Here is a 26101-nt window from a genome sequence, read left to right on the forward strand (position 1 = left end):
ATAATGATTGTCAAACTCGTTAGGCCTGACCGTGCGACACCACCTACTGGAGGCGCACGCGGCTCACGGCGTAGAGCGAGACGCCGGCCGCCACGCCCGCGTTGAGGCTCTCCAGACCGGTCGACATCGGGATCGAGGCGATCTGGTCGCAGGTCTCTCCGACGAGGCGCGACAGTCCCTTGCCCTCGCTGCCGATCACCAGGGCGACCGGGCCGTCGATCAGGGTGGAGTCGGGCAGCTCGACCTCGCCGTCGGCGGCCAGGCCGATGACCATGAGTCCGGCCTCCTGCAGCTGCTTGACCGCACGGGTCAGGTTGGTCACGCGCGCAACCGGCACCCGGGCGGCCGCACCGGCCGAGGTCTTCCAGGCCGCCGCCGTGATCTGGGCGGCACGGCGCTCGGGGATGACGACACCGTGGGCGCCGAAGCCGGACGCCGACCGGATGATCGCCCCGAGGTTGCGTGGGTCGGTGATGCCGTCGAGCACCACGACGAGTGGATCCTCGGCGCGCTCGGCCGCACGGTCGAGCAGGTCGTCGATCGTGGCGTAGTCGTAGGCGTTGAGCTTGATCGCGATGCCCTGGTGCGTGGCGCCGAGGGTCAGCTTGTCGAGCTCGGGACGACCGATCTCGAGCAGGTTGACGTGCTGCTCGGCGGCCAGCTTGAAGATCTCGCGCATGCGCTCGTCGCGCTCGGTGCCCTCGGCCACGTAGAGCGCCTGCACGGGTACCCGCTCCCGCAGCAGCTCGGCCACCGGATTGCGTCCTGCGACCCACTCGGCCTGCGATCCGGGCTTGCGCTTGGGGCGTGCCATCTCCCGTCGCTCGGGCCGGTCTGCGCCGTACGCCTTGTGGTACGGACGCTCGTTGGCCTTGGGCGTGGGGCCCTTGCCCTCCAGACCCTTGCGGCGTCGGCCGCCCGAGCCTGCGGTGGGGTTGCCCTTGCCGGTCTTCTTGATCGCGCCTCGGCGCTGGCTGTTGCCTGCCATGTCAGCGGGCTCCCTTCGTGCGCAGGGACCAACGAGGCCCCTGCGGTGTGTCCTCGACCTCGATACCAGCCGCGGTGAGCTGGTCGCGCACCCGGTCGGCGGCCCCGAAGTCCTTGTCGGCGCGCGCCTGCTGACGCTGCTCGACCAGTCCTGCCACCAGTCCATCGATGGCCTCGCGTTCACCGGTTCCCGAGGACGACCCGGCCCAGGTGGGCGAGAGCGGGTCGAGTCCCAGCACGTCCAGCATGGACCTCACCGCCGCCAGCGCCGCGCGCAGGTCGTCGGACGCACCCGCTGACAACAGGCGGTTGCCCTCGGCGATGACGCGTTGCAGCTCGGCCAGCGCGGCCGGCACGGAGAGATCGTCGTCCATCGCGGCGGCGAACGGGAGGGTCGGCTCGCCCAGCTCGCCGGGGCCGACCAGCTCGGCCGCCCGGGTCACGAAGCCCTCGATCCGGGTGAAGGCCGTGGCAGCCTCGGTCAGCGCATCCTCGGAGAACTCCACGATCGAGCGGTAGTGCGCCGACGCGAGGTAGTACCGCAGCTCGATGGGGCGCACCCGCTTGACGACCTCGCTGACCATCAGGGTGTTGCCGACGGACTTGCTCATCTTCGAGCCCGACAGGTTGAGCATCGCGTTGTGCATCCAGTAGCGAGCAAAGCGTTGACCCGCCGCGGCGGACTGGGCCAGCTCGTTCTCGTGGTGCGGGAACCGCAGGTCCAGTCCTCCGCCGTGGATGTCGAACTCGTCGCCGAGGTACTTGGCGGCCATCGCCGAGCACTCCAGGTGCCAGCCGGGACGACCGCGACCCCAGGGCGTGGGCCAGGACGCGGATGCGGGATCGCCGTCCTTGCGTCCCTTCCACAGGGCGAAGTCGCGCGCATCGCGCTTGCCCGCCGGCGGAGCATCCTCGGCCGGCAGCATGTCGTCGATGTCCTGACGCGACAGCACGCCGTAGTCGGGCCACGAGCGCACGTCGAAGTACACGTCTCCAGAGCCGTCATCGGCAGCGTAAGCATGCCCGCGACCCATGAGCTCTTGAATCATCTCGACCATCTCGGGAACATGGCCGGTGGCGCGCGGCTCGTAGGTCGGCGGGATGCATCCCAGCACCTCGTAGGCGGCGTGCAGCGCGCGCTCGTTCTCATAGGCCACCGCGAACCACGGCCGCCCCTGCTCGGCGCCCTTGCTGATGATCTTGTCGTCGATGTCGGTGACGTTCGCGACGATGGTGACCTCGAGGCCGGCGCGCACCAGCCAGCGCCGCAGCACGTCGAAGACCACTTCCTTGCGGATGTGTCCGATGTGCGGCGGTCCCTGAACGGTCAGACCGCAGTGGTAGATGCTCACCTGACCGGGAACTACCGGGTCGAGGGTCTGCACCTGACGCGTCGCGGTGTCGTAGAGCCTGAATGCCACCGGCCCAGTCTACCGGCTGGTCAGTGTGCTCAGGTCACGCTGACGCTGATGACGTGGTGACCCGTGGCACCGTCGGGCAGCACGTCGGCGAGGTCGGGGGTCTGCACGACCCCGTCGGCGTCGATCGCTCGGACGGCGATCTCGTGACGCCCCTCGGGCGCGTCCCAGTCGATGACCCACTGCACCCAGGTGTCGTCGGTCGGCACGCTGGAGATCTCGGCCGCACGCCACCGACCGTCGCCGAAGTCCACCTCGACCCCGCTGATGCCCAGGTTCTGGTGCCACGCCACGCCGCCCACGCGCGTCGGCCCTGCCGTGAGCTCGTCGCTGGCCCGTGGCACGTCGATCCGCGATCCCGTCTTGATCTCACCGCGCTCACCCCAGCCGCGCTGGGTCCAGTAGGCCTCGAAGTCAGAGAACCGAGTCACCTCCCAGTCCACGACCCACTTGGTCGCCGACACGTAGCCGTACAGCCCGGGCACCACCTGACGCACCGGAAAGCCGTGCACGATGGGCAGCGGTTCACCGTTCATGGTGATCGCGAGCAGCGCGTCGCGGCCATCGGTCAGGGCCGCGAGTGGCGTGCCGCAGGTCCATCCGTCGTCCGAGGTCGACAGCAGCGCGTCGGCACCGCCCTGCACCCCGGCCTCGTCGAGGATGTCCTTGATCGGGACCCCTCCCCACACGGTGTTGCCGATCAAGTCACCGCCGACGGGGTTGGACACGCAGGTCAACGTGATCCACGCATCGCTCAGACCCCGGTCGATCAGGTCCTGGTACGACAGCGTGATCTCGTTGTCGACCATGCCGTGGATGCGCAGGCTCCACTCGATCGGATCGATCAGGGGCGGGCTCAGTGCGGTGTCGATGCGATAGAAGTCGCGGTTCGAGGTGTTCCAGCTGGCCACACCAGGCACGTCGAGGTTCGCGCCATCGGGCACCGTGACCGGACGCCTGGGCAGTGTCAGCGCGGCCCGCGCGGCCTCGATGTCGCGGCGGCGCCGGCGGCGAGCCGCCAACAACTGGCTGCCGCCGCCCAGCACGGCGATGCCGATGGCCACCAGCCCCACGGTGCGGATGAACGATCGCCGGTCGGCGACCCCGACAGCGCCCGGCGCTGCCTCGCCCGCACCGCGTTCCAAGAGCTTCAGCACACCGAGCATCGCCACCCCGGCAGCGGTGCACACGAACACCCCCTCGACCGAGCCGTAGGGGCGCGCGAACAGGGCCGTGATCGCGCCGGCCACCAGCAGCACCACGAGCGAGAAAGCCCGCAGCCGGTGCGGCTGCCACCAGTGCCCGGCCAGCGCGCCGAGGGCGAGCACCGCCAGCACGACCGCCGTGACGGCCAGCGGCTTGTCGGCTGTTCCGACCCACCCGATGATGGTCTCGGCGACCGGACCGGGCGTCAGGTTGATGACGCCTTGGCCCACCGCGAGCAGCGGGGATTCGCGCAGGTCGAACACGGCAGCCAGCGCCTCGGACAGCGCCAGACCGGCCCCCGCCCCGAGGACACCAGACAGGACAGGGCCGCGGGAGTTCACCACTCCATGGTGCCGCGCCGCACCTGATCCTGCGCGTCCATACGGCATGATCGGCGGTGTGATCTCGCCCCGTATCGGCATCGGCACCGACGTGCACCGCCTCGTACCGGGCCGCCCCCTGTGGCTGGCCGGCCTGCTGTGGGAGGACGAGGAAGCCGGACTGGAGGGTCACTCCGATGGGGACTGCGTGGCTCACGCGATCGTCGACGCCGTGCTGTCCGCTGCCGCCATGGGCGACATCGGGAGCCACTTCGGCACTGCAGAACCTGCGTGGGCGGGCGCCTCGGGCGTCGACTTCCTGCACGAGACCGGCCGGCGAATCCACGAGGCCGGGTGGTTGGTGGGCAACGTCAGCGTTCAGGTGATCGGCAATCGACCCCGGCTGGGGCGGCGCCGCGAGCAGGCGCAGACCTTGCTGAGCCGCGCGCTCGGCGGCCCGGTCGCGGTCAGCGCCACCACCACTGACGGCCTCGGCCTCACCGGTCGTGGCGAGGGCGTTGCCGCCATCGCCACGGCGCTGTTGTTCAGCGCATCGGGCTGAGGCGTCCGGTCAGGAGGCCAGGACCTCGTCGAGACGAATCTCGGCCTTGTCCTCGTTGGTCTTCTCGGCCAGGGCGAGCTCGGAGACCAGGATCTGACGAGCCTTGGCCAGCATCCGCTTCTCGCCGGCGGACAGTCCGCGCTCGTGATCGCGGCGCCACAGATCGCGCACGACCTCGGAGACCTTCAGGACGTCTCCGGAGTGCAGCTTCTCGAGATTGGCCTTGTAGCGGCGTGACCAGTTGGTGGGTTCTTCGACGTGCTCAGCGCGCAACACACCGAAGACGCGCTCGAGCCCGGCCTTGTCGACCACGTCGCGCACTCCGACCAGATCGACGTTGCACGCCGGCACCCGCACGACCAGGTCATTTTGGGAGATGATGCGCAGAACGAGGTAGTCGCGCTCTTCACCCTTGATGGTGCGAGACTCGATGTCTTCGATGACTGCAGCGCCGTGATTGGGATACACAACGGTTTCGCCGACCGAGAAAGTCATAGAATGAACACCCTTTCGTAGGTGACCTATTCTAACACGGCTCTCAGGCTGGCATGACAGGACAATCTGCAGGTCAGCGCCATAGCAGACGGCTCTGACAATGGTCAATGCTCAGCGATTCATCAGGCTCGGATACGATGTGCGCGGGCCACACCGGCCGGCCTCAACGGCCTCCTCCCCCAGCGAAAGCAGGAGTCGTGCGACCTCTCCGACGACCGATCGCCGCCGTCGCGGCCGCAGCAGCCACCGTGATGCTCAGTGGATGCAGCGACACCAACTTTGGCGCCCAGACCAACCAGCAGTACCAGGCCGCGGTCGGCGCCAACGTGACCGGTGACGTCGATGTCCTGAACACGCTGCTGGTCGCGAACTCCGACGGCACGGCCACGCTCTCGGCCGGTCTGGTCAATCACGAGGAGGCCGACGACACCGTCACCGGCGTCAGCGCCCAGAGCCTGTCGGGATCGAATCTGCCGGTCACGGCTGCCGAGGAGGACGTCACGCTGCCGTTCGACCGCCTGGTCCCCCTGGGCCGCGCGGGCGAGCCGGGCATCTACACCGTCAGCAGTGCGCCGCTCGGCCAGTACGTGCGCCTGGTCGTGTCGTTCGAGAACGCGCCCGACTCCACGATCGAGGCCCCGGTCGTGGATCGCACGGAGATGTACTCCGAGGTCGCATCAGGCTGAACCTGGTGGATGCCTGGCGCCCCAGGCATGTCGAAGGCCCCCGAGATGATCTCGGGGGCCTTTCGCGTGCGGGTGGGTCAGCCGGACAGCTGACCGGTGACGAGGTAGACCACCCGGCGTGCCATCGAGACGGCGTGGTCGCCGATGCGCTCGTAGTACCGACCCAGCAACGCGATGTCGACGGCCGGTTCGATGCCGTGGTCCCAGTCCGAGCCCAACAGGCTGCGGAACAGGTCCTTGCGGAGGCGGTCCATCTCGTCGTCCTCCTCCTCCAGTCGCAGCGCGGCGGGCACGTCGCGGTTGGCCACGATGCTGGAGGCGGAGTCGATCATGGAGTCGGCCGTCTCGGCCATCGCCCGGATGGTCGGGTGGAGGCTCGCGGGCACCGCGATCTCGGGAATCCGCCGGCGCGCGATCTTGGCGACGTGCACGGACAGGTCACCCATCCGCTGCAGGTCGGCCACCATCCTCAGCGTGGCGACCAGCTGGCGCAGGTCGGTGGCGACCGGCTGCTGGGTCGCCAGCAGCAGCAGCGCCCGCTCCTCGATGGTCTCGGTGGTCTCATCGATGATCCGGTCGCCGGCGATGACCGCTTCGGCCACCGAGGCGTCGGCCTCGAGCAGAGCCTGGGTGGCTTGGGACACGGCTCGACGGACGGTGTTGGTGAGCTGAACCAGCTCATCGACGATGTGGTCGAGCTCTTCGTAGTACTGATCACGCATGTCGCCATGTTAGGCCCGTGTGGTGAACGGACGGCGACCTGCGGTGAACGGGTCGTGAACGGCGACCGAAAGCCCGCCCGGTGAGCGGCTTCTCGTGCACCTCCCGGAGCACCATCAGCCTACGATGAGTCCGTGGACAGCATCTTCGGCGTCGCCCTGATCGCCGGTGGTGTCGGCGCACTGGCCGGCATCGTCGCGACGCTGCTGTGGTGGCCGCGGGCCGACACGACGCCCTCGCCGTCCGAGACCCCGCCGCCCCTGCTCCCGGTGGGCGCCGCATCGGTGCTGTCGGTGCTGTCCTCATCCGCGGTGCTCATCGACTCCTCCGACACCGTGGTCAAGGCATCGGCGCCCGCGGTGGCGATGGGGATCGTGACCGACGACCGCCTCGCGCCGGCCGAGTTGATGGCTCTGGTGCGGCAGGTCCGCCGCGACGGCCAGGTCCGTGAGGCCGATCTCGCGATCCAGCCCGCTCGGGGCGCCACCCTGCACGTGCACGCCCGGGTGGCTCCGTTGTCGTCGCGACTCGTCCTGGTGCTGGCCGATGACCGCACCCGCGAGGAGCGCCTCGAGTCGATCCGGCGCGACTTCGTGGCGAACGTGAGCCACGAGCTCAAGACCCCCATCGGAGCCCTGAACCTGCTGGCCGAAGCAGTCGGTGAGGCCAAGGACGATCCGGAGGCCGTCGTCCGCTTCTCCTCACGGATGCACGTCGAGGCCGAGCGGCTGACCCGACTCGTGCAGCAGATCATCGACCTGTCCCGCCTGCAGGCCAACGTGTTCAGCGAGGACGCCACCGCCGTCAAGGTCGGCGAGCTCCTCGCCGAGGCCTGCGAGCACTCCTCGACCGAGGCCGAGCGCAAGGGCATCGAGGTCGTGCAGACCATCGAGGCCGACCTGGTCGTCCTGGGTGACCGGGCGCAGCTGCATGCCGCCGTCAGCAACCTGGTCGAGAACGCCGTCACCTACAGTCCCGACGGCTCGCGGGTCTCGGTCAGCGCCACGCGCGGTGGCGACGACGTGCGCGTCGTGGTCACCGACAACGGCATCGGCATCCCCGGATCCGATCTCGGTCGCATCTTCGAGCGGTTCTACCGTGTCGACCCGGCCCGTGCACGATCCACCGGCGGTACCGGGCTGGGCCTGTCGATCGTCAAGCACGTCGTGGCCAGCAACGGTGGCACCGTCGAGGTGTGGAGCGAGCCGGGACTCGGCTCGTCGTTCACCCTGGTGCTGCCGGCCCACGAACCGGATCTGCAGGACCCGGATCTGAACAACCCGGATCTGAACAACCCGGATCTGAACAACACTGGTAACGCCATCTCGGCGATTCCAGACATCAATCATGAGGAGATCCCGTGACACGGGTGTTGGTCGTCGAGGACGAGAGCAGCTACAGCGAGGCCCTGTCCTACGTGTTGCGCAAGGAGGGCTTCGACGTCGCCATCGCCGAGACCGGCCCCGACGCCCTCACCGAGTTCGAGCGGGCGGGAGCGGACATCGTCCTGCTGGACCTGATGCTTCCGGGCCTGTCGGGAACCGAGGTGTGCCGCACGATCCGGCAGACCTCGTCCGTCCCGATCATCATGGTCAGCGCGAAGGACAGCGAGGTCGACAAGGTGGTCGGACTCGAGCTCGGCGCGGACGACTACGTGACCAAGCCGTACTCGCCCCGCGAGCTGGTGGCCCGCATCCGCGCGGTGCTACGCCGCGGCATGACCGACGACATCGACGACGACGCATCGCTTGAGGCCGGCCGGGTGCGCATGGACGTGGATCGCCACCTCGTCACGATCGACGGCGCGGAGATCAAGTTCCCGCTCAAGGAGTTCGAGCTGCTGGAGTACTTCCTGCGCAATCCCGGCCGGGTGCTCACACGGGGGCAGCTGATCGATCGGGTGTGGGGCGCGGACTACGTCGGCGACACCAAGACGCTCGACGTCCACGTCAAGCGCCTGCGCGCCAAGATCGAGTCCGAGCCGGCGGCGCCGGTGACCCTGACCACCGTGCGGGGCCTGGGGTACAAGTACGACGTGTGACGTCGGTCAGCGACCCTGACTGGCGACCGCGGCGACTGCGGCGGCCGCTGCGTCCGGGTCGAGGTAGGTGCCGCCGGTGACGGTGGGCCGCAGGTCGTCGTCGAGCTCGTAGACCAGCGGGATCCCGGTGGGGATGTTCAGGCTGACGATCGACTCCTCGTCGATGCCGTCGAGGTGCTTGACCAGCCCACGCAACGAGTTGCCGTGCGCCGTGACCAGCACCGTCCTGCCGGCGCGGAGGTCCGGAACGATCGCGTCGTACCAGTACGGCAGCATGCGGTCGATGACCGTCGACAGCGCCTCGGTGCGCGGCAACAGCTCGTCGGGCAGCTCGTCGTACCGCACGTCGTGCGCCTGGCTGAACTCCGAGTCGTCGTCCAGGGGCGGGGGCGGCGTCGAGAAGGATCGGCGCCACTGCATGAACTGCTCCTCGCCGAACTCCTCGAGGGTCGCCTTCTTGTCCTTGCCCTGCAGCGCACCGTAGTGCCGCTCGTTGAGTCGCCAGGAACGCCTGACTGGGATCCAGTGGCGGTCGATGCCGTCGAGGACGATCTGCGACGTGCGGATCGCGCGACGCAGCAGCGAGGTGTGAGCGGTGTCGGGCGCCAGTCCGGCGGCTGTGAGCAGCTCGGCGCCGCGGTGGGCCTCGGTCACTCCCTGCTCGTTGAGGTCGACGTCGACCCATCCGGTGAACAGGTTCTTGGCATTCCACTCGCTGTGGCCGTGCCGCAGCAGGATCAGGGTGCTCATGAATCGAGCCTACTGGTCGTCGCGGGCCCGATACAGCCCACCGAGCACCTGCACGTAGTCGTCCTGCGACATCAGGCCCGACAGCGTCCGGTCGCCGTCGATCACCACGAACGGCAGCGTCGCGGCGCCCAGACCGTCTGCCGTCTCGCGCTGACGCTGCACCTGCTCGCCCAGCTCGGTGCTGGCGAGCAGCGCCTCGGCGGTCTGCAGGTCCAGTCCCACCAGCGCGGCCCGGCTGGCCAGGACGAGATGATCGGCGATGTCGGCACCCTCGAGGAAGTGCGCCCGCCACAGCTGGTGCATCAGGTCGCGCTGGGTCGCGTCGCCGGACTCGGCGGCCCAGGTGACCAGCCGCCACGCGTCGGCGGTGTCCGCCGGCACCCGGTCCTCGAGGTTGAGCTCGATGCCGCTGATGCGTGCCGCCGCGACCGCCTCGGCGTCGTCGACCGACTGCGCCGTGACAGCTGCGCGGTACGTGATCTCGAGCTGTTCGCCGGTCAGGATCGTGTAGGTGGCCGCGGCACGCTCGAAGCGGGTGGCTCCCAGGTAGGACCACGGGTCGGTGATGTCGCAGAAGACCACAGCCTTCATGAGCTCGTCTCCTCCTCGGACTTCGGCCTCAGGTGCTTGAAGGCGTCGAGGTTGCGGGTGGACTCGCCCCTGGACTCACGCCACTGCCACTCCTTGCGGATCGACGAGGCGAAGCCCAGCTCGAGAATCGTGTTGAACGACTCGTCGGAGTAGGTCAGCACAGCGCCCAGCACCCGGTCGATCTCATCGGGCGTGACCGCATGCAGGGGCAACCGGCCGTCGAGGTAGATGTCGCCGGCGGAGTCGACGGCGAACGCGACACCGATCATCTTCAGGTTGCGTTCGAGCAGCCAGCGGTAGACGACCTCGTGGTTCTCGTCGGGCTTGCGCGCGACGAAGGCGTGGATGCCCAGCGCGTGCCGACCGATCTCGAGGCGGCACGTCGTCTGCAGCTTGCGCTCGCCGGGCAGGACCACGTCGAACGCACCGGAGTGGTGCTCGGTGTGCTCGAGGTCGTTGGCCCGGAGAGTGTCGAGAATGATGCCGCGCAGGTCGGCTGTGCTGGCCCGGGGGGCGCTGTCGTTCATGAGGAGATCCTGTCGTGGTCGGCGACGGCGGCGGCATACACCTCGAGGGTGCGCTCGGCGGTCACGTCCCAGCCGAACGACTCGGCATGATCGACCGCCTTGTCCCCCATGCTGCGTCGCAGGTCCTCATCGGCCAGCAGCCGGTGCAGTGCCGCCGCGTAGTCGGCCGGATCGTGACCCTCGACGAGCAGCCCGGAGACTCCGTCGGCCACGGCGGTGCGCAGCCCGCCGACACTGGCCGCCACCACGGGAGTGCCGCACGCCTGCGCCTCCAGCGCCACCAGCCCGAACGACTCGTTGTACGACGGGACGCACACCACCGATGCGGCGGCGTACCAGTCGGCCAGCACCTTCTGCTCGACCGGAGGCACGAACCGCACGACGTCGTCGAGACCGAGACGCGTGCTCAGGTCGGTCAGCGCCGACGGATGGTCCAGCCCGCTGCCCGACGCACCTCCCACCACGACCACGGACAGGCGCCCTCGCAGGGATGGGTCGTTGTCCAGCAGGTGGGCCGCGGCGTCGATGACGACATCGGGGGCCTTCAGCGGCTGGATGCGACCGACGAACAGCACCACGTGCTCCTCGGGGCGCAGGCCCAGGGCCGCACGGGCCTCGGCGCGCCGACCGGCGCGGAACACGTCGAGGTCGACCCCGGGGTGCACGACGCTGACGCGAGCGGGGTCGGCCTCGTACATCTCGATCAGGTCCCGGCGCTCCTCGTCGGTGTTGGCGATGAGGCGATCGGCCAGACGGACGATCTCGTCCTCGCCGACCACACGTCCGATCGGTTCGGCCGCATCGCCGTCGGCCAGACGCGAGTTCTTGACCTTCGCCATGGTGTGCATCGTGTGCACGAGCGGGACGTCCCAGCGTTCGCGCGCCACCGTGCCGACCTGGCCGGAGAGCCAGTAGTGCGAGTGCACGAGATCGAAGTGTCCGGGATCGCGCTCGACCTCCACGCGCAGCACGTCGCGGACGAACGAGCACAGCTGGGACGGCAGGTCGTTCTTCTGCAGTCCCTCGAAGGGGCCTGCCGTGACGTGGTGCACGACGATCCCGGGCTCGGGGCGCACGACGTCCGGCTGGTGGCGGCTCGTGGCTCGGGTGAAGATCTCGACCTCGACACCGCGGCGGGCCAGCTGGCGCGACAGCTCCAGCACGTAGACGTTCATGCCGCCCGCGTCGCCTCCGCCGGGCTGCTCCAGCGGCGACGTGTGTGCTGACAGCATGGCCACGCGCCGAAGAGCACGCGGCAGACCGTTGGATTGATCCGTCACCCCGTCATTCTCCCCCACTGGGGGTTGCCGCACCTGCCTGCGTCGCGGTTACGCTGCCGCCATGACACGACGCACCTGTGATCCGCGCCCCGGCGACCCCATCGCCACGCACGGGCAGGCCGGGCGATGACAGCGCCCACGGCGGTCGTGACCGGAGCCAGCAGCGGCATCGGGGCCGCCACGGCCCGCCGCCTCGCAGGGGCCGGGTTCCACGTGTTCTGCGCCGCCCGACGCGTCGACCGCCTCGAGTCCCTGGTGGCCGAGATCGGCGGCACGGCGGTGGCCTGCGACGTCACCGACGAGGCCCAGGTCGCAGCCCTGGCCGACGTGGTCGGCCCGCGGCTGGACGTCCTGGTCAACAACGCCGGCGGCGCCATCGGGAGCGATCCCGTGGCCGAGAGCACGCCTGCTGACTGGCGCTCGATGTACGAGGTCAACGTCATCGGCACCCTGCAGGTGACGCGCGCCCTGCTGCCCGCCCTGGAGGCGAGTAGAGCCGGAACCCTGGTCAACGTCGGTTCGACGGCCGGCCGCATCGCGTACGAGGGCGGCGGTGGCTACACCGCGGCCAAGCACGGCGTGGCGGTGATGACCGAGACGCTGCGCCTGGAGCTGTCCGGCCGGCCGGTGCGGGTCACCGAGATCGCGCCCGGCATGGTGCAGACCGACGAGTTCAGCCTCAACCGGTTCGACGGCGACCAGGCCAAGGCGGATGCCGTGTACGCCGGTGTCGCCGAACCCCTGACGGCCGACGACATCGCCGACACGATCAGCTGGGTCGTCACGCGTCCACAGCACGTCAACGTCGACCTGCTGGTAGTCAAGCCTCTGGCACAGGCGGCCCAGCACAAGGTGGATCGCCGCTAGTTTCAACGAGCGGGTTTGACCCTGGTGGTCAAGGGCGGAAGAGTCGTTATGCCCCTTCGACTCCCACTGGAAGGCCCCCCGATGGCCACCACACAGGCCCCACCGCCCTCGTCGGCATCAGCTCCAGAGCCTCGACGCCGCCGACTGGCATTCCTCGACTCCGTGCACGGCCCGGTCTTCTACCCGGCCGTCGCGATCCTGCTCACCGTGGTTCTCTCCGCCGTGATCTTTCCCACCTTCACCAGCGACGTCATCAACGGAGCGCAGAGCAGCGTCATCAGCGGCGTCGGCTGGTACTACACCCTGACCGTCAGCGGATTCGTGATCTTCGCGCTCTGGATGGGCATCGGCCGATTCGGTGACATCAAGCTCGGCAAGGACGACGACGAAGCCGAGTTCAGCCTGATGGCCTGGTTCGCGATGCTGTTCGCAGCCGGCATGGGCATCGGCCTCGTCTTCTGGGGCGCCGCCGAGCCGCTGACCTTCTTCACCAGCCCCAAGCCGGGGACCACCGGCAGCGACGCCGACCTCGCGAACGCCGCGATGTCGCAGGTCTTCCTGCACTGGGGCTTCCACGCCTGGGCCATCTACGTGGTCGTGGGCCTCGCCATGGCGTACGCCATCCACCGCAAGGGCCGTTCGGTCTCCCTGCGCTGGACGCTCGAGCCGATCTTCGGCGACCGCGTCAAGGGACGCCTCGGTGACGTCGTGGACGTCATCGCCGTCGTCGGAACCGTGGCCGGTGTCGCCACCTCGCTGGGCCTCGGCGTCCAGCAGATCACCGCCGGCCTGGCGAGCCTCGGCATCGTGGACGAGCCCACCAACACGCTGCGCGTCATCGTGATCGTCGTGATCACGCTCGCCGCCACGGTCTCGGTCGTCAGTGGAGTGGGCAAGGGCATCAAGTGGCTCTCGAACGCCAACCTCATCCTGGCCGGCATCTTCCTCGTCGCCATCATCGCGCTGGGCCCGACGCTGTTCCTCTTCCGCGACACGGTCCAGAACCTCGGCAACTACCTGGCCGGCATCGTCCCGATGAGCTTTGACACCAGCGCGCTGACCGGCGACGCCGGCATCGAGTGGCAGGGCGCCTGGACCACCTTCTACTGGGGCTGGTGGATGAGCTGGGCACCGTTCGTCGGTGTCTTCATCGCCCGCATCTCGCGGGGACGCACCATCCGCGAGTTCGTCGCCGGCGTCATGCTGGTGCCGACCCTCGTCACGGCGATCTGGTTCACCGCACTCGGTGGAACCGCGATCATGCGCCAGATGTCCGAGGGCGACCTCGTCGGCCCCGACGGCGTGCAGAACAGCGAGGCGGTGCTGTTCAACCTGCTCGACACCCTGCCCGCCAGCGGACTGCTCGCCGGCATCGCGATCGTGCTGGTCACGATCTTCTTCATCACCTCCTCGGACTCCGGCTCGCTGGTGGTCGACATGTTGGCCTCCGGGGGCGAGCAGGACCCGCCGCGCTGGAGCCGCATCATGTGGACGTTCCTGGAGGGCGGCGTGGCCATCAGCCTGCTGCTCGCCGGCGGTCTGGCGGCCCTGCAGACCGGGGCGATACTCACCGCGGTGCCCTTCAGCGTGGTGATGATCCTCATGGCCTACGCGACCTACAAGGCGCTCAAGGGCGAGCAGCGCGAGATCACGCGTCTGGCCCGCCGCGCCCGGGTGCGCGAGCTCGAGCAGGAGATGAGCGTGCACATCACCGGCAACCTCGTCGAGAACTTCGACGAGCACTTCGCCGAGCCGGTCGACGACCGGATCGAGTCTGCGATGTCGCGCGACGGCAACGGCAACGGCACGAAGGGGAAGGGTCCTTCGAAGACCTGATCCTTCGCACCAGGCGATGGACGACCCGTCGCCCAGCAACGCGCTCCCGGCTCTCGAGCCGGGAGCGCGTTGCTCTTCCTGGGGCCCTGGCAGGGCCGCACCCGCTAAGCGTTCCGCGGCCCGTACATGATGACCGCGACGCCGACCAGGCAGATCAGTGCGCCCGCGATGTCCCACTGGTCGGGCTTGAACCCGTCCGCGACCATGCCCCAGGCCAGGGAGCCGGCAACGAAGACGCCACCGTAGGCGGCGAGAATGCGACCAAAGTTCGCGTCAGGCTGGAGCGTGGCGATGAACCCGTAGATGCCCAGGGCGATGACGCCCGCCCCCATCCACATCCAGCCCTTGTGTTCACGCACGCCTTGCCAGACCAGCCAGGCACCGCCGATCTCGGCCATGGCGGCTGCGATGAACAAGATGATCGAGCGGATGGTGTCCATCCCGCGAGTCTTCCCGATCGAGCTGCGTGCGGCGGCATCGTGTCGCACACGACGAACCGGCCCCCGTGAGCCTGACGAAGGACGTCAGACCACAGGGAGCCGGTTCGTGGGTCGTGCTGGTGGGCTAGTGCATCATGATCGGCGCGTCGCCAGTGGCGGCTGCGTTCTTCGCCTTGATCTTCTTGCGGGGCAGGAAGGCCACCGGGATGAACGCCAGCAGCACCAGGCCGAAGGCGACCATGAACGTGGTGGCGAATCCACTGGCTGCGAAGTCCAGCGGAGCGGTCCCGGGCTCGGGGGTCGACATGAGCTGCTGCGTCAGCACGACCGACAGCACGGCGGTACCGATGGAGCCACCGATCTGCTGCACGATGTTGACCATCGTCGAGCCGCGCGCCACCTCGTGGTTGCGCAACGTCCGCAGCGCCGACGTCATGATCGGCATCATCGTGCCGCCCATGCCGAGGCCCATCACGAACAGCGAACCGCACAGGACCCAGTACGACGTGTCGGCCTCGACCTGCGTGAAGCCGAAGAAGCCCACCGCCATCAGTCCCAGCGCGAACGGAACCGTGCGCCCCACCGGCACCTTGTCGGCCAGCACGCCCGCGAGCGGCATCGTCAACATGGCGCCCAGGCCCTGCGGGGCGATCAGCAGACCGGCCATCAGGGTGGTCTCGCCGCGCACGGTCAGGAAGTAGTTCGGGAACAGCAGTCCCGCCCCCATGAAGGCGATGACGAACACGAACATCGAGATCACGGCGACCGTCAGGTTGCGATTGCGGAACAGGCGCAGATCGATCAGCGGGTGCTCGGTGCGCAGCGCGTGAGAGACGAACGCAGCGATCAGCAGCACGCCGATCGTGGCCGACACCCACACGCGGGGACCGAATGAGGCGCCCTCGCCACCCTCGGCGATCGAGGAGACGCCGAACAGGAACGCCGCCAGACCGGGCGAGAGCAGCAGCATGCCCATGAAGTCGAACGACTCGGCCGTGCTCGGCTCGTCGGACGGCAGGATGCGCATCGAGTAGGCCAGGGCGGCCAGACCGATCGGCAGGTTGATCAGGAAGATCCAGTGCCAGGAGGCGACGTCGATCAGGTAGCCACCGAGGATCGGGCCCATGATCGGGCCGAGCAGCATCGGGACACCGAGGATCGCCATGAGGCGACCGATGCGCTCGGGCCCGGCGGCCCGGGTCAGGATCGTCATGCCCAGCGGCATGAGCATGCCGCCGCCGAGGCCCTGCAGGACACGGAACGCCACGAGCATCTCGATCGAGGTGGCCGCAGCACACAGGACCGATCCGGCGGTGAACAGTGCGAGCGCGGTCAGATACAGGCGCTTGGTGCCGAACCGGTCGGCCGCCCAGCCAGTCAGCGGGATGACGGTGGCCAGGGCCAGCGTGTAGCCGGTCATGGTCCAGGCGACGGCTGCGTAGGTGGAGTCGAACACCTCGGGCGAGGCGAAGGTCGGCAGCGCGACGCTGACGACGGTGATGTCGAGGATCGACATGATGGCGCCGAGCACGACCACGCCGGCGATCTTGATCACGGGTCCGTCGATCTTCTCGGGGTACTCGATGTCCGGCCCATGACTAGGCACTGAGGACGCGTTGCTCATGCAGGGATCTCCTGTTCGGTACGGGTGGATGAGGTGAGTGGGCGCAACGACTCGGCGAGGCGAGCGGCCTCGTCGGGTGTCAGGCGTTGGATCTGGGCCCGCATGGCGGCCTGCTTGGCATCGATCTCCGAGGCCGTCACCTCGCGGCCGGCTGCGGTGATCGTGACCAGCTTGACCCGGCGGTCCTCCGGGTTCTCGCGACGTTCGACCAGGCCGGAGGTGACCAGGCCGTCGACGATGCGACCGGCGGCCGCGAACGACAGTCGGATGCGCTCGGCGAGCGCGTTGATCGCCATGGCCTCGTCGGCATGCCCCAGGACGAACAGCGCCTTGACCTGGCTCAACGACAGCTCCAGATCGACGAAGCGGTCCACGGTGTCGGAGTCGCCCGAGGAGGTGCAGGCCGACAAGAAGTCGTGCAGTGCGTTGAAGACGTTGTCGTGGCTGGTCACCGGAAAATACTAACGCGCACGCAACTGTTGCACGAACGCGATGGTTGCGACCTTCCTCACATCGGTCCGGAAGCCCCACACGATGAGGGATATCGGGCACGGACGCCGTAGAATCGAGGAGGCCCACTCTCGGGCCGATTCCTTTTCTCCAACACCTGGCAGGTTCTCACCTCATGGCCCTTCGCTCCGACTTGCGCAATGTCGCGATCGTCGCCCACGTCGACCACGGCAAGACGACTCTGGTCGACGCCATGCTCCAGCAGCAGGGTCACTTCGACGAGCACCACCAGCTCACCGAACGAGCCATGGACTCCGGCGACCTCGAGCGCGAGAAGGGCATCACGATCCTCGCGAAGAACACCGCGGTCCGCTACGCGGGTCCGGGTGCACCCGAGGGCGGCGTCACCATCAACATCATCGACACCCCCGGCCACGCCGACTTCGGTGGCGAGGTCGAGCGCGGTCTGTCCATGGTCGACGCCGTCGTCCTGCTGGTCGATGCCTCCGAGGGGCCGCTGCCCCAGACGCGATTCGTGCTGCGCAAGGCGCTCGCGGCCAAGATGCCGGTCATCCTGGTCGTCAACAAGGTCGACCGTCCCGACTCGCGCATCGCCGAGGTCGTCGACGAGACCTACGAGCTGTTCCTCGACCTGCTGCCCGACGACGTCGGCGACGACGCACTCGACTTCCCCGTCGTCTACGCCTCGGCCCGCGCCGGTCGCGCCTCGCTGGAGCAGCCCGAGGACGGCGGAATGCCGGACAGCGAGAACCTCATTCCGCTGTTCCAGACGATCCTGGACACCGTCCCGGCGCCGGAGTACACCGAGGGCGCGCCGCTGCAGGCGCACGTGACCAACCTGGACTCCTCACCGTTCCTCGGCCGCCTCGCACTGGTGCGCATCAAGGAGGGCGAGCTCCGCAAGGGACAGCAGGTTGCCTGGTGCAAGCGCGACGGGTCGATCGACCGCGTCAAGATCACCGAGCTGCTGATCACCGAGGAGCTGGAGCGCAAGCCCGGCGAGAAGGCCGGCCCCGGCGACATCGTGGCCGTGGCCGGGTTCAGCACGATCAACATCGGCGAGACGCTGGCTGATCCGGAAAACCCGGTGCCGCTGCCGCTCATCCACGTCGACGAGCCGGCGATCTCGATGACCATCGGTACCAACACCTCACCGATGGCCGGACGCGAGAAGAACACCAAGGTCACCGCCCGCCTGGTCAAGGACCGCCTCGACGCCGAGCTCATCGGCAACGTGTCGATCAAGGTGCTGCCCACCGAGCGTCCCGATGCGTGGGAGGTCCAGGGCCGCGGCGAGCTGGCGCTGGCGATCCTGGTCGAGCAGATGCGCCGCGAGGGCTACGAGCTGACCGTCGGCAAGCCGCAGGTGGTCACCCGCGAGATCAACGGCAAGGTGCACGAGCCGCTTGAGCGCCTGACGATCGACGCGCCCGAGGAGTACCTCGGCACCATCACGCAGCTGCTGGCGGTGCGCAAGGGCCGCATGGAGCAGATGATCAACCACGGCACCGGCTGGGTCCGCATGGAGTTCCTGGTGCCGGCGCGCGGCCTGATCGGCTTCCGTACCGAGTTCCTGACCGACACCCGCGGCACCGGAATCGCGCACCACATCTCCGAGGGCCACGAGCCATGGTTCGGCGACATCTCGACCCGCCCGTCGGGCTCGCTGGTCTCCGACCGCGCGGGAGCGGTCACCTCGTTCGCGATGACCAACCTGCAGGAGCGCGGCACGCTGTTCGTCACTCCGGCCACCGAGGTCTACGAGGGCATGATCATCGGCGAGAACTCCCGTGATGACGACATGGACGTCAACATCACCAAGGAGAAGAAGCAGTCCAACGTGCGCTCGTCGAGCGCGGACAACTTCGAGAAGGTCATCCCTCCCAAGAACCTGTCGCTCGAGCAGTGCCTGGAGTTCTGCCGCGAGGACGAGTGCGTCGAGGTCACCCCCGGCAACGTGCGCATCCGCAAGGTCATCCTCGACGCGTCCGCCCGCGCCCGCGCCACCCGCGGCCGCAGCAAGTAGCCCCCGCCCCGCCTGGGGCGGTGACTTAGCGTCCTATCAGCTCCCGGAGCGGTGGGATAGCGTCGCATCAGTACCCCTGATGCGACGCTGTCCCACCGCTCTTGGGCTCGGCAGCGCGATGGGTTCGAACAACGAGTCCCATCGAGGGCCGAAGGTCGGAGCCGGTCCTTCATAGCCGCGTTGCACGAGCGCCCGGTAGATCACGAGGATCAGCGCCTTCGGCTGGTCGAGCATCGCGCTCGTCACCTGCAGGTACTCGTAGCTGGCTTCACGCAGGCCGGCGTACCGCGTGATGTCGATCTGGAACTGCCGTGGGTCGAGGGCGTGCTGACGGCCTTCGTACTCCAGCACCAGCCGCCAGTACCGAAAGAGGAAGTCGACGACCGCGATCCGCTTGCCCCCGTCCTCGACGTCGGCGTTGATCTCGGGCTCGGGAAGGCCCGAGAACACGATGAGGGGCCGCACCTCGGACTCCTTGGGTGATCTCGACCGACCGTCGAGATGTCGCAGCACGCTGCGCGCCTGACGCGCGCCCGGACGCCAACGATCCCTCGCCGCCAGCTCGGAGACCTCGAGCACCGTCATGTGCCGGTGATGCAGCAACCAGTCGCCCACGATGATGGCGTCGATCAGCCGGGCCGTGGCGCAGAGCTGCACGAACGCCGCGGCCGGAGTGACACCGACGTCGTCCAGAGGCGGGAGGACCTCGGTCCGGTGCAGGAAGATGCCGTCGAGGGCGAGGTGAAGGTCGCCGCTCACGGTGAAGTGGATCGGCGCGTGGTCGCCGATGTCGAGGCCGAGGGCCTGGATGCGGCTGACGTGGCTGAGCTGCGCGCGGCCGGGCATGGCCAGTGTCGCGGCAGTGATCTCGTCCAGGCGTGTCATCGTGTGGTCGCGGTGCACCCAGACTCGCGCATGGAGGCGGATCCACGACGCACCGCGCAGCATCTGCTCGCTGACGCCGGCGGCTCGGGCGGTGCGGTGGTCAAAGGGTCCGTGTCGCAGGATCTCGGGGACGAAGGGAACGGGAGGCATGAGCAGACACTCGGCCCGCCCGTCGCCCAGTTCCATGGCGCGCACCGTGGCTGTGGACGGCGCCCTCCGCTCACGTCCCCTGTGGAGAGGTGGGTTTGCGTCCCATCACCACCCCTGATGGGACGCAAACCCACCGCACACCGAGGCGAAAGGACGCTAAGTCACCGCCTCAGGCGGGGCGAGGTCAGAGGACGCCGGCGGGGCGGAACTGGACGCTGATGCGGGGGCCGGTGGGCCGGGTCGTCTTCAAGATCGCGTGGTCCCAGGTGCGCTGGCAGGAGCCGCCCATGACGAGCAGGTCGCCGTGGCCGACCACGAAACCGATCGACTCTCCGCCGGCGCGCGGTCGCAGCGACAGCCGGCGAGGCGCGCCGAGCGAGAGGATCGCGACCATGGTGTCGTCGCTGCGGCCGCGACCGATGCGATCGCCGTGCCAGGCGACGCTGTCGCGGCCATCGCGGTAGTAGCAGAGCCCGGCGGTGACGAACGGTTCGCCGAGCTCGTCGGCGTAGTGCCTGCTGAGCTGCTCCCGCGCCTCGACGAGCGACAGGTCCGGCAGGTCGTCACGGGCGCCGTAGTGCGACAGCAGGCGCGGGACATCGACCACCGAGTCGTACATCTCGCGCTTCTCGGCTCGCCAGCGCACGTCGGTCTGCAGCCGTAGGAACAACGCGTCGGCCCCGCGCATCCACCCCGGCCGCACGTCGACCCAGGCGCCGTCAGACAACTCGCGTCGCTGCGTGCAGCCCGCCAGCACACCGACCTGCGCCACCTCGTCGGTGTCGAGCAGCGATGCCTGGAAGTACACGAGACCAGACTAGGCCTGATCGAACAGATGTTCTACCAGGCGCGCCCCTACGCTGGGGCCATGACCACTGCCGATCAGGTCCTCACGGACGGCGCACCCGAGGCGCCCTACGAGCAGCTGCTCGACCTGGTCGACCGCCTCGCATCCGATCCGGCCCTGCCGGTCAACCACGATGCCGAACGGACGCTGGAGACGATCGTGATCGCGGCCATCGCCGACGACAGCATCGACCGCGAGCTCCACCTGGCCGACACCGTGCGCTGGCTGACGGCGATGGTGCACGGTCATCGCGCCCTGCGCGCCAGCCACCCCGATGTCGACGCCGACACCGAGCTGGCGCTCATGCGGGCCCTGATCACGCGCTGGTTGCATCCGGCGCGGCCCGACGCCTGATCACTGCTTTCGGCGCGTTCCCTCACGACCTACGGCCGATGCCACCGCACGCGCGGTGACACCCGGGACCAGGACGAGCAGCCCTAGAGGTTGGAGCCGCGGAGCTGAGCGAGATACACCAGGGCCGCGACGGTGCCGATCAGGTTGAACACGCTCAGCGGTGCCGGGAAGATCAGGTGCGCCACCAGCGCGAGCACGAGCAGAATCAGCCAGGTCTTCTTGGGCAACGTGTCGTGCAGGGCGAACGAGCTCTCCGAGCGCCCGAGGCAGTCGAAGAGGGCGAACCCCTTGGCCGCGAGCAGGATGACAGTCAGGACGAGGGAGATGCCGCCCTGGACACCGGCGAAGTCGAGCACCCCGCGAGCCTAGCCAGACGCGACGAACCCCCGGGCAGGGCCCGGGGGTTCGTCGAGGATCGCGTGGCGATCAGGACTGGTCGGCGGCAGTCTTCTGTGCGGTAGACGCCGTGTCGGACGCGGCCTTGGTGGCGGTCGAGGCCGTGTCAGCCGCGGCCTTCGTGGCCGTCGAAGCGGTGGTCGAGGCGCTCTTCGTGGCGGTCGACGCGTTCTTCTTGGCCGTCGAGGCGGTGTTCGACGCGCTCTTCTTCACGTTGCCCTTGGTGGCCGAAGCGCTCCTCTTGGCCGTAGACGCGTTCTTCTTGGCGGTCGACGCGGTGGTCGAGGCACCCTTCTTGGCGGTCGACGCCGTGGCGGAGGCCGTCTTCCTGGCCGGAGCGGTCTTCTTGGCCGCCGTCTTCTTGGCGGTGGTGGCCTTCTTGGTGGCCGTCTTCTTGGCGGCGGTGGCCTGGTTGACGACCTTGGTCGCGGGCGCCTTCTTGGCGGTGTTGCGCTTGGCCGGCTCCGGCGTCTTCTTGACGGTGGCGTCGACCTTCTCGGCAGCCTGACGCGCCGTGGTCGGAGCCTTCGAGGTGACCTTGGTGACCTGGTTCTTGGCGTCGGTCACGAGCTGCTCGGCGCGCTTCTGGGCGTCGTCGGCGGCCTGGTCGACGGTCTTGCGGATGTCATCGACCGTCTTGGTCGCGGTGCCGACGGCAACCTGGACGAACTCCTCGGCCTGCTTCTGCAGGTCAGCGATGTCGATCTTCTTGATCGTCTGGGGCAGGCCCCGCACATCGTCGACGATGGCCTTGACCTGAGCGGTGACGGTATCGGTGATGGTCATGCTTCCTCCTGAGTGGTGTTTGCTTCGGTGACGGTGGCGGCCAGCTCGCTGTCCGGTGTGTCGTCGACTCCGACGAACGACCGGTAAATATCGAGCAGAGCGGTCTTTTGCCGCTCGGTCAGACGCTGATCAAGTGCGATCGCGTCCTCGACCATCCGCGCTCCCGTCGCGTCGGCATCGAGGATGCCGGCCCGTACGTACAGCGACTCGGCCGAGATGCGCAGCGCCTTGGCGATCTGCTGCAGCACCTCGGCCGATGGACGGCGAAGCCCTCGCTCGATCTGGCTGAGGTACGGATTGGACACATCCGCGAGCTCGGCCAGCTGGCGCAGGGACATCTGGGCCTGGCCTCGCTGATCGCGCAGGTAGTCGCCGAGTCCCTCGACGGTCTTCTGCACGTTCAGTGATGCCATGCGTTTCACTATGCTTGCAATAGTTAGCAGATGCAAGCTGGACAGTTTGCGGCGTTGGTCACACTGCCTGTTTCCGCAGGTCAGAAGGTCGTGCGGACCTCGCCGACGGTAGCGGCGCCCCCGAGAACGGCCGGTCGCTCCTGCACGATCGGCGCATCGATGCCGGCCAGCTCGAGCACGCGGCCCATCACCGCGTGCAGCGGTCGCTCGGCCCCGTCCTCGATCTTGAGCGCGACGGCCGATCCGTCGGGCAGGCCGGCGACGTAGACGCTCTCGGCCCCGGACTTGGCCACCAGGCCGGGCACCGCACGCATCAGGTCGCGCTCGGCCCGGCCGGTGCCGCTGACGTGCTCGGGATGGGCGAGCCAGGCCGCCAGCAGACGGTCGCTGCCGACGCCGGCCGCCTCACCCCGCACCGTCGCGATCGCGCGAGCCAGTCCTGTCAGCGACGTCCCGAGCAGTGGGGCACCGCACCCGTCGATGGAGATCGGCCAGGGCGCTGCGTCGGTCAGCTCGACGAAGGTCTCGGTGATCAGCTGCTGCAGCGGGTGGTCGGGCGCCAGGTAGGTCGTCACCGGCCAGTCGTTGCGCACGCAGGTCAGGAGCATCGCGGCGTGCTTGCCCGAGCAGTCCATGCGGATCGGAGCCCGACCTCCGCCGGCGCGCAGCAGATCGGCGTGCACGTGCGGATCGAGCGGGTAGGACGGCGGGGTCTGGAGGGCCGACTCGTCGAGGCCGGCCTCGGCGAGGATCGCCCGCACGCCCTCCAGGTGGAATTCCTCGGCCGAGTGACTGGCCATGGCCAGCGCGAGCAGCTCTCCGTCCAGCGGCAGACCGGCGCGCAGCATCCCCAGCGCTTGGATCGGCTTGTTGCACGATCTCGGAAAGATCAGCGTGGACGGGTCTCCCAGCGCCCAGACGACCTCGCCACCGGGGTCCACGTGCACGGCGGCACCACGGTGCCGGCTCTCGACGAATCCTGACCTGACGACCTCGGCAACCACGTCCACGGACCCAGCCAATCATGTCTGGCTGCCGCCCGGGGCCTGCCACGTCGCGCCGATACAGTGACGCCGTGACGACGCCCCACGCCGATCCGCCCCCTCGTGATCCGCTCGAGTCCTTCCACGCCATCATCCCGGCCGGCGGGGCCGGTACTCGCCTGTGGCCGCTGTCGCGACGCGACCGGCCCAAGTTCCTGATCGACCTGGACGGGTCGGGGCGCTCCCTCGTGCAGCAGACCTGGGACCGGCTGCTGCGGCTCATCCCCGCCGAGCGCATCCACGTCGTCACCGGAGCGGCGCACGCGGCCGCGATCAGCGAACAGCTGCCGGACCTGCAGCACCTGCTGGTCGAGCCGTCCGCGCGCGACTCCATGCCGGCCATCGGCTGGGCCGCCGCGGTCATCCACGCCACCGATCCCGACGCCGTCGTCGGATCCTTCGCGGCCGATCACGTGATCGGCGACGACGAGGCGTTCGCCGCCGCCGTCCGGGAGGCAGCCGCGCTGGCCGCAGCCGGTCTGGTGGCGACCGTCGGCATCACCCCCACCACCGCATCCACCGCGTTCGGGTACATCGAGAGCGGCGACCCGCTCGACATCGCCGGGGCACCCCACGCCCGCGCCATCACCACCTTCGTGGAGAAGCCCGACTCCGCCACCGCCGAGCACTACGTGCAGACCGGCCGGTTCAGCTGGAATGCGGGCATGTTCGTCACCCGCACCGCTGTGCTGCTGGACCACCTCGCCCGGCTGCAGCCGACCTTGCACGCCGGCCTGGTCGAGATCGCCGGGGACGCCGATGCCCTCGCCCGGGTCTGGCCGACCCTGACCCCCATCGCGATCGACCACGCGATCGCCGAACCCGTCTCGCGCGAGGGCGCCATGACCGTCGTGCCGGGCACCTTCTCGTGGAACGACATCGGGGACTTCGCTGCCCTCGCGACCCTGCGCGACTCCGACGCAGGTGCGGTGTGGATCGACGCCGACGGTCTCGCGATCAGCGACGACGACACTGTCATCGCCGTGGTCGGACTCCACGACGTCGTCGTGGTTCGCACCCGCGACGCCGTGCTGGTGACCACGCGCGAGCACGCCCAGCAGGTCAAGCAGGTCCCGGCTGCGCTCAAGGCCGCAGGCCGGGAAAACCTGGTCTAGCCTCCAAATTTTGTGACACAGATCGTCAGCGACAACACATCGACTGCCGAACTACGTCACAGAATTTGGTCCAGCTACACCAGGTCGACCAGAGACGTGCCGGTCGCGCCGTCCGGCGGCGGCAGGTAGGCCTGAGCCACCTCACCCAGGCCTGCGACACGCACGGCCCCGTCCCGCGGTCCGGCATACAACGACTCACCGCGCGCCAGAGCGATGCGCTCGTCGGCGTCGTTGACGATCTCGACGGCGCCGCCCGTGCACACGATGACCCGGTGCTCCGACATCGGCAGCTCGATGCCACCCCGATCACCCGCCGAGCACTGGCCGACCGCGAGAGCGAACTCCTGCACGTCGGGCGCGAACACGTCGGTCGACGTGCCGAACAGCGTGGGGGTCACGCGAGCCAGCCGCGACATGCCGACGTCGAGACACTCGATGAGTCCGGTCGGGTCCAGCGGCTTGCTGGTCAGACCCGCACGCAGGACGTTGTCGGAGCTGGCCATGATCTCCAAGCACATGCCGCTGAGGTGGGCGTGGATGATGCCGGCGCCCAGGAAGGCGGCCTCGCCCGGTTGCAGCGTCAGGCGGTTCAGCATCAGCGCGATGACCAGACCGGGATCACCCGGATGGTGCTCGGAGACCTCGAGGACCGTGGCGTAGGCCCGTTTGACGTCGAGGCCCCGACGCACCTGCGCCGCGCAGGCGTCGACCACCGCCTCGATGTCCTCGGCCTTGGCCGAGCCGCTGAGGACCTGCTCCACCAGACGCACGATGCCGGCGAATCCCGGGTCCTCGGTGAGCTCGGCGGCCAGCCGAGCGGCCAGGGGGGCGTCGAGCCCGTGCAGGATGCGCAGGATCTCGGCCGTGGGGCGAAAGCCCACCAGGGTGTCGAACGTGGTCAGCGCATACGCCATCTCGGGCTTGTGGTTCGGATCCTTGTAGCTGCGGTGCGGATCGTCCAGCGCGATGCCGGCGGACTGCTCAGCGTCAAAGCCGGCGCGGGCGATGTCCGCGGACGGATGCACCTGCACCGACAGAGGACGGTCAGCCGCGAGGATCTTGAGCATGAACGGCAGCGGTCCATTGACCTGCGACAGGGGCACGAGGTCGCCGTTGTCGAGTGCCGCCGTCGACTCGCCGAGCGGGTGGGTGCCCATCCACTCCTCGGCGACGGGCGTGCCGTCACCACGTTCGCCGGAGAACCGCGGGATGAACGTGGGTGATCCCCACGCATAGCCGCGGCGCGGATTCTGCAGCCGGTGCAC

At 68.8% G+C, this 26101-nt stretch carries 28 protein-coding genes; 9 read left to right on the forward strand and 19 right to left on the reverse strand.

Annotated elements, in window-relative coordinates:
- Positions 1 to 43 precede the first annotated feature (43 nt).
- The 3 genes from rlmB to ACHAA3_RS02780 are packed head-to-tail and all read right to left on the reverse strand — an operon-like array spanning position 44 to position 3952.
- Positions 44 to 988 (reverse strand): 23S rRNA (guanosine(2251)-2'-O)-methyltransferase RlmB, encoded by a 945-nt coding sequence (gene rlmB / locus ACHAA3_RS02770; RefSeq protein WP_435707409.1) that lies wholly within the window; start codon positions 986 to 988, stop codon positions 44 to 46.
- A gap of 1 nt (position 989) precedes the next feature.
- A complete protein-coding gene (cysS, locus tag ACHAA3_RS02775) occupies positions 990 to 2408 on the reverse strand; it encodes a cysteine--tRNA ligase (RefSeq protein WP_435707410.1) in 1419 nt (472 codons plus the stop codon).
- A 29-nt stretch (positions 2409 to 2437) separates the two neighbouring features.
- Positions 2438 to 3952, reverse strand: coding sequence for a molybdopterin-dependent oxidoreductase (locus ACHAA3_RS02780; protein WP_435707411.1), 1515 nt, complete (start codon positions 3950 to 3952; stop codon positions 2438 to 2440).
- Positions 3953 to 3998: 46 nt separating this feature from the next.
- Here ACHAA3_RS02780 and ispF point away from each other — a divergent pair, with 46 nt between their 5' ends.
- Positions 3999 to 4493 carry a 2-C-methyl-D-erythritol 2,4-cyclodiphosphate synthase gene (gene ispF / locus ACHAA3_RS02785; protein ID WP_435707412.1) on the forward strand — a complete coding sequence of 165 codons (495 nt, stop codon included), beginning with the start codon at positions 3999 to 4001 and terminating at the stop codon, positions 4491 to 4493.
- 9 nt (positions 4494 to 4502) lie between these two features.
- On the opposite strand, the gene ACHAA3_RS02790 is transcribed toward ispF, so the two are convergent.
- Positions 4503 to 4988, reverse strand: coding sequence for a CarD family transcriptional regulator (locus ACHAA3_RS02790; RefSeq protein WP_435707413.1), 486 nt, complete (start codon positions 4986 to 4988; stop codon positions 4503 to 4505).
- A 197-nt stretch (positions 4989 to 5185) separates the two neighbouring features.
- On the opposite strand from ACHAA3_RS02790, the gene ACHAA3_RS02795 reads away from it, so the two are divergent.
- The gene (locus ACHAA3_RS02795) at positions 5186 to 5674 is read left to right on the forward strand and encodes a hypothetical protein (RefSeq protein WP_435707414.1); all 489 of its coding nucleotides are present in this window, start codon (positions 5186 to 5188) and stop codon (positions 5672 to 5674) included.
- A 77-nt stretch (positions 5675 to 5751) separates the two neighbouring features.
- On the opposite strand, the gene phoU is transcribed toward ACHAA3_RS02795, so the two are convergent.
- Positions 5752 to 6396 (reverse strand): phosphate signaling complex protein PhoU, encoded by a 645-nt coding sequence (gene phoU / locus ACHAA3_RS02800; RefSeq protein WP_435707415.1) that lies wholly within the window; start codon positions 6394 to 6396, stop codon positions 5752 to 5754.
- 132 nt (positions 6397 to 6528) lie between these two features.
- Between phoU and ACHAA3_RS02805 the strand changes: the two genes are divergently transcribed.
- Together ACHAA3_RS02805 and ACHAA3_RS02810 are read left to right on the forward strand one after the other, a co-directional pair.
- Positions 6529 to 7758: a sensor histidine kinase gene (locus tag ACHAA3_RS02805; RefSeq protein ID WP_435707416.1), complete on the forward strand. Its 1230-nt coding sequence runs from the start codon at positions 6529 to 6531 to the stop codon at positions 7756 to 7758.
- Complete coding sequence (locus ACHAA3_RS02810; RefSeq protein WP_435707417.1) at positions 7755 to 8435, forward strand: response regulator; 681 nt, start codon at positions 7755 to 7757, stop codon at positions 8433 to 8435. The genes ACHAA3_RS02805 and ACHAA3_RS02810 overlap by 4 nt, the downstream gene beginning before the upstream one ends.
- Before the next feature lie 6 nt (positions 8436 to 8441).
- On the opposite strand, the gene ACHAA3_RS02815 is transcribed toward ACHAA3_RS02810, so the two are convergent.
- Genes ACHAA3_RS02815 through mshA form a run of 4 tightly spaced genes read right to left on the reverse strand, consistent with a single transcriptional unit; the run spans position 8442 to position 11583 of the window.
- Positions 8442 to 9185, reverse strand: a complete 744-nt coding sequence (locus tag ACHAA3_RS02815; protein ID WP_435707418.1) for a phosphoglyceromutase — start codon at positions 9183 to 9185, stop codon at positions 8442 to 8444.
- A 9-nt stretch (positions 9186 to 9194) separates the two neighbouring features.
- Positions 9195 to 9776, reverse strand: coding sequence for a DsbA family oxidoreductase (locus ACHAA3_RS02820; protein WP_435707419.1), 582 nt, complete (start codon positions 9774 to 9776; stop codon positions 9195 to 9197).
- Positions 9773 to 10303 (reverse strand): YbjN domain-containing protein, encoded by a 531-nt coding sequence (locus tag ACHAA3_RS02825; protein WP_435707420.1) that lies wholly within the window; start codon positions 10301 to 10303, stop codon positions 9773 to 9775. The genes ACHAA3_RS02820 and ACHAA3_RS02825 overlap by 4 nt, the downstream gene beginning before the upstream one ends.
- A complete protein-coding gene (gene mshA, locus ACHAA3_RS02830; RefSeq protein ID WP_435707421.1) occupies positions 10300 to 11583 on the reverse strand; it encodes a D-inositol-3-phosphate glycosyltransferase in 1284 nt (427 codons plus the stop codon). The genes ACHAA3_RS02825 and mshA overlap by 4 nt, the downstream gene beginning before the upstream one ends.
- A gap of 126 nt (positions 11584 to 11709) precedes the next feature.
- Here mshA and ACHAA3_RS02835 point away from each other — a divergent pair, with 126 nt between their 5' ends.
- Both ACHAA3_RS02835 and ACHAA3_RS02840 read left to right on the forward strand, forming a co-directional pair.
- Positions 11710 to 12450, forward strand: a complete 741-nt coding sequence (locus tag ACHAA3_RS02835; protein ID WP_435707422.1) for an SDR family oxidoreductase — start codon at positions 11710 to 11712, stop codon at positions 12448 to 12450.
- An 81-nt stretch (positions 12451 to 12531) separates the two neighbouring features.
- Entirely contained in the window at positions 12532 to 14286 is a 1755-nt protein-coding gene (locus tag ACHAA3_RS02840) for a BCCT family transporter (RefSeq protein ID WP_435707423.1), read from the forward strand.
- A 104-nt stretch (positions 14287 to 14390) separates the two neighbouring features.
- Here the strand turns inward: ACHAA3_RS02840 and ACHAA3_RS02845 are convergent, their stop codons facing one another.
- From ACHAA3_RS02845 to ACHAA3_RS02855, 3 genes are all read right to left on the reverse strand, one after another.
- Entirely contained in the window at positions 14391 to 14726 is a 336-nt protein-coding gene (locus ACHAA3_RS02845; RefSeq protein WP_435707424.1) for a YnfA family protein, read from the reverse strand.
- 124 nt (positions 14727 to 14850) lie between these two features.
- The gene (locus ACHAA3_RS02850; RefSeq protein WP_435707425.1) at positions 14851 to 16350 is read right to left on the reverse strand and encodes a DHA2 family efflux MFS transporter permease subunit; all 1500 of its coding nucleotides are present in this window, start codon (positions 16348 to 16350) and stop codon (positions 14851 to 14853) included.
- Positions 16347 to 16802 carry a MarR family winged helix-turn-helix transcriptional regulator gene (locus ACHAA3_RS02855; protein WP_435707426.1) on the reverse strand — a complete coding sequence of 152 codons (456 nt, stop codon included), beginning with the start codon at positions 16800 to 16802 and terminating at the stop codon, positions 16347 to 16349. Before ACHAA3_RS02855 ends, ACHAA3_RS02850 begins: the two co-directional genes overlap by 4 nt.
- A gap of 173 nt (positions 16803 to 16975) precedes the next feature.
- Here ACHAA3_RS02855 and typA point away from each other — a divergent pair, with 173 nt between their 5' ends.
- Positions 16976 to 18847 (forward strand): translational GTPase TypA, encoded by a 1872-nt coding sequence (gene typA / locus ACHAA3_RS02860; protein ID WP_435707427.1) that lies wholly within the window; start codon positions 16976 to 16978, stop codon positions 18845 to 18847.
- A gap of 36 nt (positions 18848 to 18883) precedes the next feature.
- On the opposite strand, the gene ACHAA3_RS02865 is transcribed toward typA, so the two are convergent.
- Positions 18884 to 19918 carry a hypothetical protein gene (locus tag ACHAA3_RS02865; protein ID WP_435707428.1) on the reverse strand — a complete coding sequence of 345 codons (1035 nt, stop codon included), beginning with the start codon at positions 19916 to 19918 and terminating at the stop codon, positions 18884 to 18886.
- 148 nt (positions 19919 to 20066) lie between these two features.
- Complete coding sequence (locus ACHAA3_RS02870; protein ID WP_435707429.1) at positions 20067 to 20690, reverse strand: alpha-ketoglutarate-dependent dioxygenase AlkB; 624 nt, start codon at positions 20688 to 20690, stop codon at positions 20067 to 20069.
- A gap of 60 nt (positions 20691 to 20750) precedes the next feature.
- Between ACHAA3_RS02870 and ACHAA3_RS02875 the strand changes: the two genes are divergently transcribed.
- Positions 20751 to 21083, forward strand: a complete 333-nt coding sequence (locus ACHAA3_RS02875; protein ID WP_435707430.1) for a hypothetical protein — start codon at positions 20751 to 20753, stop codon at positions 21081 to 21083.
- Between the two features lie 83 nt (positions 21084 to 21166).
- On the opposite strand, the gene ACHAA3_RS02880 is transcribed toward ACHAA3_RS02875, so the two are convergent.
- The 4 genes from ACHAA3_RS02880 to ACHAA3_RS02895 all read right to left on the reverse strand — a co-directional run bounded on the left by ACHAA3_RS02880 (position 21167) and on the right by ACHAA3_RS02895 (position 23688).
- On the reverse strand, positions 21167 to 21439 hold the full coding sequence (locus ACHAA3_RS02880) for a DUF2516 family protein (protein WP_435707431.1): 273 nt from the start codon (positions 21437 to 21439) through the stop codon (positions 21167 to 21169).
- A 70-nt stretch (positions 21440 to 21509) separates the two neighbouring features.
- Positions 21510 to 22265: a hypothetical protein gene (locus tag ACHAA3_RS02885; protein WP_435707432.1), complete on the reverse strand. Its 756-nt coding sequence runs from the start codon at positions 22263 to 22265 to the stop codon at positions 21510 to 21512.
- Positions 22262 to 22678, reverse strand: a complete 417-nt coding sequence (locus ACHAA3_RS02890) for a helix-turn-helix domain-containing protein (RefSeq protein WP_435707433.1) — start codon at positions 22676 to 22678, stop codon at positions 22262 to 22264. The genes ACHAA3_RS02885 and ACHAA3_RS02890 overlap by 4 nt, the downstream gene beginning before the upstream one ends.
- 80 nt (positions 22679 to 22758) lie before the next feature.
- On the reverse strand, positions 22759 to 23688 hold the full coding sequence (locus ACHAA3_RS02895; protein ID WP_435707434.1) for an asparaginase: 930 nt from the start codon (positions 23686 to 23688) through the stop codon (positions 22759 to 22761).
- Positions 23689 to 23753: 65 nt separating this feature from the next.
- Here ACHAA3_RS02895 and ACHAA3_RS02900 point away from each other — a divergent pair, with 65 nt between their 5' ends.
- The gene (locus tag ACHAA3_RS02900) at positions 23754 to 24836 is read left to right on the forward strand and encodes a mannose-1-phosphate guanylyltransferase (protein WP_435707435.1); all 1083 of its coding nucleotides are present in this window, start codon (positions 23754 to 23756) and stop codon (positions 24834 to 24836) included.
- A 74-nt stretch (positions 24837 to 24910) separates the two neighbouring features.
- Here the strand turns inward: ACHAA3_RS02900 and manA are convergent, their stop codons facing one another.
- Entirely contained in the window at positions 24911 to 26101 is a 1191-nt protein-coding gene (manA, locus tag ACHAA3_RS02905) for a mannose-6-phosphate isomerase, class I (protein WP_435707436.1), read from the reverse strand.

It is taken from the genome of Aeromicrobium sp. CF3.5, assembly GCF_051262695.1.
Lineage (GTDB): Bacteria > Actinomycetota > Actinomycetes > Propionibacteriales > Nocardioidaceae > Aeromicrobium.